The organism is Adlercreutzia caecimuris B7 (assembly GCF_000403355.2).
In the GTDB taxonomy this organism is placed as follows: Bacteria; Actinomycetota; Coriobacteriia; order Coriobacteriales; family Eggerthellaceae; genus Adlercreutzia; species Adlercreutzia caecimuris.
In genome coordinates this window covers 216808-228142 of the sequence record NZ_KE159646.1, presented here as the reverse complement: position 1 = coordinate 228142, position 11335 = coordinate 216808, and the positions used below count along the sequence as shown (strand labels likewise).

At 54.8% G+C, this 11335-nt stretch carries 9 protein-coding genes; 6 read left to right on the top strand and 3 right to left on the bottom strand.

Going from position 1 to position 11335, the window contains the following annotated elements; genetic code table 11:
• Nucleotides 1-7: 7 nt before the first annotated feature.
• Nucleotides 8-1237 carry a hypothetical protein gene (locus tag C811_RS05130; protein ID WP_016308431.1) on the bottom strand — a complete coding sequence of 410 codons (1230 nt, stop codon included), beginning with the start codon at nt 1235-1237 and terminating at the stop codon, nt 8-10.
• A 628-nt stretch (nt 1238-1865) separates the two neighbouring features.
• Here C811_RS05130 and C811_RS05125 point away from each other — a divergent pair.
• A complete protein-coding gene (locus C811_RS05125; RefSeq protein WP_016308430.1) occupies nt 1866-2381 on the top strand; it encodes a DUF6680 family protein in 516 nt (171 codons plus the stop codon).
• A gap of 22 nt (nt 2382-2403) precedes the next feature.
• Nucleotides 2404-2553 carry a helix-turn-helix domain-containing protein gene (locus C811_RS16440; protein WP_156997044.1) on the top strand — a complete coding sequence of 50 codons (150 nt, stop codon included), beginning with the start codon at nt 2404-2406 and terminating at the stop codon, nt 2551-2553.
• Here the strand turns inward: C811_RS16440 and C811_RS05120 are convergent.
• A complete protein-coding gene (locus tag C811_RS05120; RefSeq protein ID WP_016308429.1) occupies nt 2533-3504 on the bottom strand; it encodes an IS481 family transposase in 972 nt (323 codons plus the stop codon). The two genes, C811_RS16440 and C811_RS05120, sit on opposite strands and share 21 nt — an antisense overlap.
• Before the next feature lie 184 nt (nt 3505-3688).
• Here C811_RS05120 and C811_RS16155 point away from each other — a divergent pair, with 184 nt between their 5' ends.
• The gene (locus tag C811_RS16155) at nt 3689-6079 is read left to right on the top strand and encodes an HTH domain-containing protein (RefSeq protein WP_016308428.1); all 2391 of its coding nucleotides are present in this window, start codon (nt 3689-3691) and stop codon (nt 6077-6079) included.
• A gap of 10 nt (nt 6080-6089) precedes the next feature.
• Here the strand turns inward: C811_RS16155 and C811_RS17240 are convergent, their stop codons facing one another.
• Nucleotides 6090-6356, bottom strand: a complete 267-nt coding sequence (locus tag C811_RS17240) for an SMEK domain-containing protein (RefSeq protein WP_156997043.1) — start codon at nt 6354-6356, stop codon at nt 6090-6092.
• A gap of 71 nt (nt 6357-6427) precedes the next feature.
• On the opposite strand from C811_RS17240, the gene C811_RS05115 reads away from it, so the two are divergent.
• The 3 genes from C811_RS05115 (at nt 6428) to galE (ending at nt 11036) form a co-directional block, all read left to right on the top strand.
• Entirely contained in the window at nt 6428-7705 is a 1278-nt protein-coding gene (locus C811_RS05115) for an IS256 family transposase (protein WP_016308427.1), read from the top strand.
• A 461-nt stretch (nt 7706-8166) separates the two neighbouring features.
• Complete coding sequence (locus C811_RS0102690) at nt 8167-8982, top strand: hypothetical protein (RefSeq protein WP_022926372.1); 816 nt, start codon at nt 8167-8169, stop codon at nt 8980-8982.
• A gap of 767 nt (nt 8983-9749) precedes the next feature.
• Nucleotides 9750-11036 (top strand): UDP-glucose 4-epimerase GalE, encoded by a 1287-nt coding sequence (galE, locus tag C811_RS05110; protein WP_016308425.1) that lies wholly within the window; start codon nt 9750-9752, stop codon nt 11034-11036.
• The last annotated feature ends 299 nt before the right edge of the window (nt 11037-11335 follow it).

The window sequence follows — 11335 nt, the reverse complement described above, 5'->3', positions numbered from 1 at the left end:
ATCTGGTTTACTGCGATTCCGCTTCCTTGATTGGAAGAATATCGTCCGCTTCGGCCTCCCAGGCCACCCTGCCGCTAAAAGCATCGACAGGGGTGTGCGATATTTTATTTTTATCTTTCTCCTTTTTTGAGTTCGTTACAAGAGCATCGATCATTCTCGTTATATTGATATAGCAGGGTATGCCCGAATCGACGTCGATACGCCCCTTCTCGATCGCCCCTCGAACGTCCTCGTTGCCCTTTTGGTCTTGAAAATACCCGCTGATCGCAGTAGCTAAGGCAAGCTCCTTTGAGGCATGAAGAAAATACTTTCTGCTCGGGTCATCGCCAACTTTTCGGCCCATAGCATGATTGCAGTCAATCTTAAATTGGCCGACTTCGCCCGAAACACATTGGCCGGATCCATCGAAATAGCAGTAACGATGGTTGGGAGCGAGAATGTCACCAGAAATGCTGTCATATATGAAAACGAGACGCGGGAGGTGAAAATGGAGAAACTTGCTGCTAAACGAAAGCGGGAAATACTGATCCTCAACCCTGATTTCACCACTTTCTTCTTCGCCGTCGCTCTTGTTCTCGCTCTCGTTGTTGCAAGCAATTATGGCCCAATCTCGGGCTGCCCGCGCTTCCTGAATAGCAGAGCCGAACGTAGTGACCGCATCTGCAACCTTCTTCAAGATATCGACATCGTTTGAACCTCCACGAAGGCCATAAGTCTTGCTCGTCAACTCATGAACCACGTCAAGGGCTTCGCGAAACCAGCCTTTTGCCTCGCTCGCGTGAGCCTTAGCTCTCTCCCAGAATTCTCCGCCTTCTTCCTTGGCCCCACATCCACGGAAGCAGGGCTCGCCTTCGAACAGTATGGCAGCGACATCGCTGAAAAAGCTCTCGTAACCTTCGGCGCTTCCCTCTGGCGGCTTCTTGCTCTTCCCCGACTTCACATAGGCATATCGTTCGGGAGAAGCTGCATACGACCTGCCAATAACCCACATTTTGCCCGCAAGAATGCCCTCTTGCTCCCTGAGCTCCTCAGCACTCACACCGTCATTGCATATGCAGGCCGCCGGAAGGGGGTGGCTTTCGCAAAGTTGGTAGAGGATATCGTTACCTATATCCCCATGCAGGCTCTCTCGACTCGGAAAGTAGTCCCCCACCCTCATAAGTCTCGCAGCCTCAGTTTTCCCGAAACCATTCCGAGGAAAAATGCTTGCATCGATCGCGCAGCCCACACTCCCCATAACCAGGCTCTCCTGTCGCAGTCAAATTCACCGAATGCCATTCAGGTCAACATCTCATTCAGCAGCGTCTTAAATTTTAGCGCAATCACCTAGAATATAGCTCCCGTTCTAGCCCATCGTCTAAGCCGCCCTCCCTCCGACTGGGCAACATCGCCGAGTCCTACGCCGACGCGAGCAAGGCCCGTGACGAGCTGGGCTGGACCGCCGAGCGCGGCCTGGTCCGCATACGCAATTTCGAGAATGCAAATGGCCTCAACTTCAGCATCCCCCACGCAACCCGCAAACGACTGGCTGACGTTTTTCATCATGAGGAAGTTCTGAGATCCCGTTAGCACATACTGACCTGGAGCATCCCCCCCTCATCCCCCACATGAAGGACGAAGCGTAAGGCTTAGCGCCCTGAACTGGTGTAACAACGTAAAGACAATCGGAAAACTTACAAACTTACAAGCGATTTACAAACTTTCAGGGAAAGCTCGGAACTTAGCAAAATAGAGCCGACCGTATCGGCTCTTCTGCTTTTGTAATCAGATGAAGCTGAAATATAAACAGCATGATTTATAATAGTTACACAAAGACGCATCTTATGGTCAAGACATAGCTGATTGCTGGATAAATAGGAGGAGACATGCTTAATGTCGTTAACATTATCGCCATTATTGTTAGCCCGATTGTGGCTGTTTGGGTTACCCAACGGCTTCAGGTGCGAGCAGAGAAACGGGAGGATAGGAGCAAAATTTTCCGTACGCTTATGACCTATCGTGGCATTGATTGGACGAATTGGGAATGCGTTAATTCTCTCAATATGATTGAAGTCGTTTTTTATGACGACAAGGACGTTGTGTCTAGATGGAAGGATCTATTAGACAAATACTCATCCGGACAAATTGAGCTGGCAGATTATTCCAAAATTTTGACTGCAAAAGACAAATTACTCGAAGCAATGGCAAAAAGCCTTGGTTACTCAAATCAGATTGATTGGGACACTATTCAACATCCGTATGTTCCAAAATGGATTAGCGATAACAACATGAAGCAGAGTGAGCTTTTAGAGTTGCAATTAAACATTGGGAAAACCTTAAGTAGCGTCATGGGCCAACCTGCTGCGCAGAGTGATCAGCAGAGTGCGACTTCTGAACAATAAAACTTTTGCATGGATGGTAAAAATGGCTGGCTTAGCTACTCCTCAAATTGAAGAAGAATGGAAACGGCTTTATGAAGAAGGGCTGTCTATAGGTGATATTGCAGAGGTTTCTGGCTTTGGCAAAACAGCCATACGAAAGCATCTCAATAAGCTAGGTGTTGTGTGCCAATAGGTTGTTTACGCCGACGATGCGCGACATGGGCGGCAGGCCCCCGCAGGCGCTGTGCGGCCTGTCCCAATTATAATGCTCGATGAAGGCGGGGAGGGCGGCGGCCCTCCCCGCCTCGCTCTCCCACGCCCTGCCGTACTGCCACTCCTGGGCGAGCGTGCGGTTCATGCGCTCGACCTTGCCGTTCTGCCAGGGGCTGAAGGGCCTCGTGTAGACGTGGCGGACCCCGCGCCCCTCGAGCAGCGCGTTGAACTCGCCGCTGCGGTAGCCCGGCCCGTTGTCGGTCATCACGCGCTCGACCGAGACGCCCATCTCCCCGAAGAAGCCCAGGCAGCGGCCCATGAAGGCCGCGCAGGTGCCCTTGCGCTCGTCGGGCAGCAGCTCGGCGTAGGCCACGCGGCTGAAGTCGTCGACGGCGACGTGCAGGCACGCCGTGCCCGCCCCCGGCCTCGGCCGGCCGGCGCGGCCGCGCGCCCGCCAGCCCCCGCCGTCGGGGACGCGGGCCACCTTCTTGACGTCGACGTGCAGCAGCTCGCCGGGGGCCTCGCGCTCGTAGCGCACCGGCGTCGCGGGGCCGCGGCGCCGGACCTCGCCGGTCACACGGTCGACGTCGGCGAGGCGCGGCATCCCGCGGCGGGCCACTATCCTGGCGCAGGTGCGGGCGGGGACGCCGGTGGCCGCCGCCAGCGCGAGCGGCGCGAGCAGCATGGACGCGCGGGCCTCGGCGACGCGCTCCTCGGCGTCGGGCGGCGTGAGCCTGGCGAGCCTGCGCGGCCGGCTGCTGCGGTCCGCCAGCCCCTCGCCGCGCCGGCTGCGGCGCAGCCACTTGCACGCGGTCTGGCGGCTGACGCCCATCTGGCGGGCGGCGTCGGCCACGCCGACGCCGGATTCTATGCGGGAAACGAGGGTTTCCCGCCCCCTCGGGGTCAGCTTTGCGTTAGGATGCGATGGCATGGGAGGCCCCCTTCGCTGCGAATCTAGACAACTCACAGCTTGGCGGAGGCCTCCCTATTTGTCACCACCCGGATGTAAACAACGTCTTGGCACTAAACAGCTAGGCGTCACGATGCGCAAAACCATGGTGACACATGAAATTGTCGACGAGTGGGTACGAGAATTTCAACAAGGAACGTCAGTCATGACCATTGCGGAAAAGTCTGGCGTGAATAATGAAACAGTTCGCACCCATCTCAAAAAGCGCGGGATCAAGATGCGAAAGAAAGGTGGTCGATCGCGGGTTACTTTAGAGGTGGAGAAACAATGGGCTGATCTGTACCACCGCGGATTATCTGTTTCCCAGATTGCAGAAATGCACAGGATTGGCGCATCTACTGTTTCGGTTCATTTGCGAAATATGGGCATTGAGATGCAGAAGGGGTACGAAGCTAATCAGAAAGTTACTAGCGAACTGGTCGATGAGTGGGTTGAATTATACAGAGATGGAGTAAGTACACCCCAAATAGCGAAAAAATTCGGGTTTACCAGTACTACTGTTTCGAAGTATCTACATGAACGCGGCATCGAGATTTCCAACGCCATTGACGAATCCATATCAAAAGAGATCGTCGAGCGTCATTTAAAAGGGGAGAGCGTAAACGATTTGGCCAATGCTTATTCGCTGAGCGACACGTCAATTAGAAATCAACTGAAGAAGAATGACATTGCTATTCGCCGAAAGAAACGGGGCTACCAATTCGACGAGAAAGAAATCGCCGATTGGGTCAAGCGATATGAATTGGGGGAGCCATTAGCCAGCATAGCTTCGTCATGCGGAATAAAGTCAGCGGAAACTATAAGGAAGCGCCTTGTAGCAAGAGGGGTGAAAATACGAGATAGGATATCCACCTCAACTGCATCATCGTATCCTGAATGGGTGCTTGTGCATTATCTTCAGAAGGCATTTCCTGATTGCAGCGTAGAAAACAACGTATCGCTTTCATTGGATGATGGAGTGGTTCATCCCGATATTATGGTTACAGGAGAGAGCATTCAAAACCTTCTTGACGATCACGATGGCGCAGAAGGACTTATCGTTGAATACGATGGCGAGCATTGGCATGACAATCCAGAGCAAAGACGCGTGGACGAGGCAAAGACCAAGCGGATGTCAGAGGCGGGGTTTTATGTAGTAAGAATCATTGAAAACTCGAAGGGACGAAACGAAAGCTCCGACCGTCACCGCATTTTTTGCACGCAGCAGAGAGAGGGCAATGATATCGGTTTGGGGTTTGCTGTTGTTTCGCTTTTGAACGTCCTAAACAAAGGCGATGTTAGCGTTGATCTCCTTAGGGACGCAGCCGATATAAGCAAACGATACTATGCAGCTCGCAATAAGGCGGCAGAATATGAGGAATGGATAAATCTGTATCAAATGGGCATTTCTTCTAATGAGATTGCCGACCGGTATGGAACCACTTCAACAACCGTAACCTCCCGATTAAAGTCTCTAGGCATTCAAATACGCCATGCTGCCTATTCCCAAGACGAGAGAAACAAATGGCTTGAGCTTTACGAGAGCGGAATGGATGTTCCTGATATTGCACGACAGGAACAAGTTGATAAAGGTGTTATTTATTGCTATTTAGGGTCAGCAGGTATTTCTTTTGATAGGTCGAATTACAGGCCAAAAGAGTATGACCTCGAATGGAAAGAATTGTATGAAAGTGGCAGATCACTATCAGCCATCGCCGATAAATATGGAGTTAGCCTTGGAAAGGTAAGGGCTCATTTAGAGAAAATGGGCGTGAGTATTAAATCAAAGAAACGGCCTGTCGTAACCGAGCAGGACATTGACGAATGGGCAAAGAGGTATAAAGCGGGGGCGACGTTTGAAGAACTTTCTAAAGCTTATGGGATTGGCGCTACTACGATAAGGTCTCGACTTCTTGGAAGGGGCGTTAAGCCAAGAAAAAATGCATACAACAAAACGCCCGAGGATGTATTAGATCAAATGGTCGCCCTTAATAAGGCTGGTTACCCTTCAAAGGAAATAGCAGAAAAGCTTGGTGTTTCATATTCGGCTGTTTGCAGGAACCTAAAATCGATGGGGCGTGAGTCTGTGCCCACTCATTCAGTAAATGAAGAGATGGTGACAGCATGGATTGCAATGTATGAAGGCGGAAGCAATTTAAGCGACATAGCCGCCCAGTCAGGTTTTGATCGCAATACAATTTCGCAGCATTTACGCAACAGAGGATGCACTTTGCGTTCTGGCGGGAAACATAATTCGTCGGGAAGAGTAAATGCAGAGATGGTTGATGAGTGGATTGCCAAATACGAGACTGGCTTGACGTTAGCGGACATAGCAGATGAATATGGGGTAAGCAGTACTGCGGTGGCTAGCCATTTGACGAAATGTGGAATCCAAAAGCGCCCAGGGGGGAAACCGAAGATAATTACTGGCGAAATCGAGGTAGCGATTCTTCGAGAACACGAAGAAGGAGCAAGTTTGAAAAAGCTGGCAGATAAGTACGGAGTTAGCACAACAACAATTCGGACTCATATACTTAAACTCAAAAGCGCTAACTAATAGTCGTGAGTTATCTTATTGTTCGGCACAGGGGTGCGGACGAGTCATTCGCCGTTGCTTGAATGAGCAGTCCGCTTCCATCACCCACCAAGTCGTAGCCCGAATCGTTGAAGCTAACATAGTTTGCATTTCTCGATCTCACCCCCGGCACAGCGTTTAGCACCTGAGCAAAGAAATCTTCTAAGGTGAGATGAATGTTCAGCTGATTCGATGCGCCGTCCACGACAGCAAGATCGTGTGCCCAATGTTGGTGTAACGGTCGTTTCTCCTGATGCATGAGGAACGGCCATCGCCTAGAATCTTCAATTGACTAGATTGACGGATTCAGCAGAAAGGCGACAGCCGCATATGGACAGTTTAGAGCACGGCACGGCCGCCATGGCCGAGATTCCCAGATTCGACGACGGCATGGTCAACATCCAGGAGCTGATTCGGATAATGGCCGAGTCGCTCGTCAACGAGATCATGGACGCGCAGGCCGAGGACGCCTGCGCCGACGGCAACCAGAGAAACGGCTACCGCGAGCGCACGCTCGTCACCAGTGTGGGTGCCATAAACCTTCGCATCCCCAAGCTGCGCCGCGGCAGCTACTTCCCGGAGGACCTGCTCGTGCGCTACTCGAGGGTCGACCGGGCGGTGATCGCGGCGGTGTCCGAGATGGTGACCAACGGCGTGTCCACGAGGAAGGTGGAGCGGGTGGCCGCGTCCCTGGGGATAGACCGCATGAGCGCATCCCAGGTATCCCGCATCTGCGAGTCGCTGGACGAAATCGTGGCCGACCTGCAGGGCCGCGACCTGTCCGACGTGGCCTTTCCCTATGTTTGGGTGGACGCCACCTACGTCAAGTGCCGGGACGGCGGACATGTGTCGTCGTGCGCGCTCGTCACGGCCATCGGCGCGGGATCCGACGGCTACCGCCGGCTGCTCGGCCTCGACGCCATCGACACCGAGTCGCACGCGGGCTGGCTCGCCTTCCTGCGCTCTTTGCGCGAGCGCGGGGTCGGGGGCGTCCTCTGCGTCACGTCCGACGCCCACGAGGGCCTGCGCCGCGCCATCGAGGAGGTGTTCCCGGGAGCCGCGTGGCAGCGCTGCGTCGTGCACCTCATGCGCAACGCCGCCTCCTGCGCGCCCACGCGGCAGAAGAGGGCCGCGGTGCTGGCCATCCTGCACGCCGTCTTCGACGAGCGGGACCCGGCGCTGGTGCGCGAGCTGTACCACCTGGCCTGCGGGGAGATGGCCGGTATCTGCCCCAGGGCGGCAGATCTACTGGAGGACGCCGAGGCCGACGCCCTGGCCTACCTCGACTTCCCGTACGCCCATCATCGCAGGCTGCGCACCAACAACGTGCAGGAGCGCGCCAACCGCGAGATCAAGCGCCGCAGCCGAGTGGTGCAGGTCTTCCCGTCCAGGAGGTCGCTGATACGGATGCTGGGCGCCGTGTTCTCCGAGATGGACGAGGACTGGGCGTCCAGGAGATGGTTCACGGAGGAGTCGATAGCGCTGGCGACATCGTCATCGAATACGCCGCTGCCGGCGCCGTCCTACGACGGCACTGCCGAGGAGCACGCCAAGCGCATCATAGAAGTAGTGGTTGCCGACAACCCGATCGGAAGGAGGGCGGCATAGGCGATGGGTTAGAATAGGGGCCAGGTTCTAGGCAATTACACCAACGTTCGGCACACTACCGACAGCAAGACCGCAAAGAAATACCGGACGCTCTTCGATGCCGCGAATCTAACCCGACGTATACGCAAAAGACCTCTTTCCAACTAAATAAGTATCGCATGCAAAGAAACATCCGAAGGGATTCAATCAGTACAGTCGGGAAAAATCTTTTGAAAAAGAGCTGTCAACGAGATGCCACGCAAGCAATGAAGGGCGAACAAGATAAAGTATTAGTTTTCCTAATTAAAGGCCGAGATACCGCAAGGAAAATGCACGACCTAGGCCATATCTTTAGATAATAACGCTTTTGTCGTAAGGAGTAACGATATACTAAGCTTCTCAGAGAAAAAGAGGGCTCGCATCCTAACCCATCCCCAACCACGGAATACCGAGCAAACGAAAACTCCAGGGAGATCAAACCAATGAGCATGGTGGACGAATACATCAGCAGAGCCAACGAAACCCTACAAAATGGCGATCCGCAAGCAATAAATTCGATTGCTAGAGAAATAGTCGTAGCGTTCCATAGCAGCATTCCCAATCTGTCCCATTACAGAGGGACAAGAGCAATTGGCTGTGGGCCAAATTATCATACTGCCACAGACCTAAAGAATCTCATCGGGAAACTACGAGTCTTCCAGGAGGCCAGAGACGCCGAACTCTATAGCGAGTATGGCCTAATGGCTACCACCGATTCAATTCGGCAACTGCAAAATGCTATCGCCGAAGACTACACCGAAGACCAGTTCGCGAAGCTCTTTGACAAGATTGACAACATCTATGCCAACAGATACGAGAGCTACGCAGTCGGACTCTGCGGTTATTACTCCAGTGATGACGCAGCCGACAAATCGCAGGCGCAGCTGAGAACGGAGAAGCTACGCGTCTTCCGTGACGAAGAACTGCGCAAGTTTAAGCTTGCGCAGTTCCAGTCTGCACCCGTCAATATAACCCAAAGCCAAAGTCAAGAGGCACAAGCCGCGGCAACAAGCATCATCGTAGGTGATCTTAGCAATACCTACGAAAGGATCGATGAAATCCCCGAGAACGAATTAAGCGACAACGACAAGCTCAAGCTTAAAGGATTGCTCGCCGAACTCGAACAGGCAAAGCAAAAAGACGCGAGCATGAGAAAAAGAGGGATTCAAAAAGTACTGACGTTTTTAGCAGACAAAGGCGCAGATGCGGCGATCGCGGCGGCACCTTACATTGGAGCCGTAGCGCAGCAGCTCTTCTAGAAGCTCTTCCGCGACATGCGCGTGCAAAAAGGTTTGCAAGAGAACATTCGACAGCACCGACGCTGAGCGGTTACCGACTTGCGGTCGGTCGCTGTTCGACGAGAAATCCTGATCTCAAGATTTTGAGGATGGCATAGCACGCACCATCCTCAACCGAGGAAAGCACGTGCAGCTATTGCCGAGTTAATCGAGCTAAACGAAGAGCAGCCGAGAAAGAAGCGACCTGAAACACCCTTTGGGCGTAAATCGGATGCCATGAGGAGATTTTGGAGCGCGAGTTATCTTGCTTCCTCGAACAAGTGGGCCGCGAGCCCGTTCGTCATGACGCGTTGAATGAGGTCTTGACATGCCCTGCGATCTTAGGCCAGCGTCTTGAATTCGACATCGCCGATGTGGGTACCTGCACAATCGTTGCACAAGAGAAATCCTATTCAAGATAGAGGGCGGCAGAACCGCAATCTGCCTCCTCCTGCCCATAAGCACCTGCGCGACATTGGATAGCGATTCCCTGCTCTTTCATCTTCAGGACGCTCGCCAGAAGCAGCAATGGCACCCTGTGCCTGCATGTTTTCAAATCTAATCCATGACGCATGGGCTGGCGAAGAATCGCAAGTGGCATATAGCGGAATCTCGATCGACATCGTTCTCGTATTGGAGCCACACCTCTCGACGAGTCATTTCCCAAATAGTTTTCTTGTCTAGTGAATTCTCCCTAAGACGGAACTTGATACCATGGGCAGAAACCGATTACGAGAAAGAAGATCCCCATGGCAAACGCCCCGCTTGCGAAAGACCCCGCCGATACCTGCGTGCTCGTGACCGGAGGTGCCGGATTCATCGGAAGCCACACCGTCGTTGAGCTGCTCGAACGCGGCTACCGGGTGGTCATCGTGGACGACCTGAGCAACTCCAGCCGCGAAGCCGTGCGGCGCGTCAGCGAGATCTCAGGCGTCGCTCCCGTGTTCGCCGACGTGCGCGACGCGGAAACGGCTGAGGCGGCAATCGCGATAGCCGGCGCCGATGCAGTCGCGCAAGCTGGCGCCAGCGCTCAAGAGGCTGCCAACCCCGCTGCAACCGCAGTCGGCGCCGAGCTGCGCAACACCGCCTCCGGCCCCTCGCTCACCTTCTACGAGGCCAACATCCTCGACCGCGCCGCTCTGGAGGCCATCTTCGCCGCCCACCCCGTGGACGTCATCATCCACTTCGCCGGCTTCAAGGCCGTGGGCGAGTCGGTGGCCAAGCCTCTGGAGTACTACTGGAACAACGTCGCCGGCACGCTCGTGCTGTGCGAGGTGGCCCGCGAGCACGGCTGCAAGAACACCGTGTTCTCGTCGAGCGCCACCGTGTACGGCCAGGACGCCCCCATCCCCTATACCGAGTCGCTGCCCCGCGGGGCCACCACCAACCCCTACGGCACGAGCAAGGCCATGATCGAGCAGATGCTCACCGACCTGTACGTGGGTGACAACGAGTGGAGCATCGTATTGTTGCGCTACTTCAACCCCATCGGGGCGCATCCGTCCGGCCGCATCGGCGAGGACCCCAAGGGCATCCCGAACAACCTCGTCCCCTACGTGGCCCAGGTGGCCGTCGGGCGCCGGCCGGCCGTCGGCGTGTTCGGCGACGACTACCCCACCCACGACGGCACGGGCGTGCGCGACTACATCCACGTGGTCGACCTGGCCCGCGGGCACGCGGCGGCGCTCGACTGGATGGCCGGCCGCGTGGGCACAGGCGAGCCCATCGGCACAGGCTCCATCGCCGGCGAGCCGGCCGAGGACGGCAGCCGCCGGGGCGTGGGCATCTTCAACCTGGGGACGGGCACGGGCTCCTCCGTGCTCGACGCGATCCACGCGTTCGAGAAGGCGTGCGGCCACGCGATCCCCTACGAGGTGCTCCCCCGCCGCGCGGGCGATATCGCCGAGTTCTACGCCGACGCGAGCAAGGCCCGTGACGAGCTGAACTGGACCGCCGAGTACGATCTGGCCCGCATGTGCGAGGACAGCTGGCGCTGGCAGTCGCAGAACCCCGACGGCTATGGAAATGCAGAATAGCAATCAAGCCGAATAAGATCGATCGATTCTTCTAAGAGCGAGCCGCCGCAACCAAGTGGCGACCGCTTCCGTTACTTCAGGTGACGTACAATTTATTGCGCACTTTTACAGCAGCATAGCCTAGATACAAAAAGAGGGGTATAGGCACAAAAGTGCGTAAGATTCCCCCGATTCTCCCCAGATAGAACCTTAAAAATCGATGGTTCGAGTTGTCTCCGATCAACTCCTCTATAGGCACGAATGTGTGTAATGATTTCTCTTGACATGCCCGTTCAGGCAACCTTTTTCAGAGAAAGAGT

Coding starts and splice junctions, on each gene's coding strand:
- C811_RS05130 (WP_016308431.1), bottom strand. CDS start 1,237: ATGGGGAGTGTGGGCTGCGCGATCGATGCAAGCATTTTTCCTCGGAAT.
- C811_RS05125 (WP_016308430.1), top strand. CDS start 1,866: ATGCTTAATGTCGTTAACATTATCGCCATTATTGTTAGCCCGATTGTG.
- C811_RS16440 (WP_156997044.1), top strand. CDS start 2,404: ATGGCTGGCTTAGCTACTCCTCAAATTGAAGAAGAATGGAAACGGCTT.
- C811_RS05120 (WP_016308429.1), bottom strand. CDS start 3,504: ATGCCATCGCATCCTAACGCAAAGCTGACCCCGAGGGGGCGGGAAACC.
- C811_RS16155 (WP_016308428.1), top strand. CDS start 3,689: ATGACCATTGCGGAAAAGTCTGGCGTGAATAATGAAACAGTTCGCACC.
- C811_RS17240 (WP_156997043.1), bottom strand. CDS start 6,356: ATGCATCAGGAGAAACGACCGTTACACCAACATTGGGCACACGATCTT.
- C811_RS05115 (WP_016308427.1), top strand. CDS start 6,428: ATGGACAGTTTAGAGCACGGCACGGCCGCCATGGCCGAGATTCCCAGA.
- C811_RS0102690 (WP_022926372.1), top strand. CDS start 8,167: ATGAGCATGGTGGACGAATACATCAGCAGAGCCAACGAAACCCTACAA.
- galE (WP_016308425.1), top strand. CDS start 9,750: ATGGCAAACGCCCCGCTTGCGAAAGACCCCGCCGATACCTGCGTGCTC.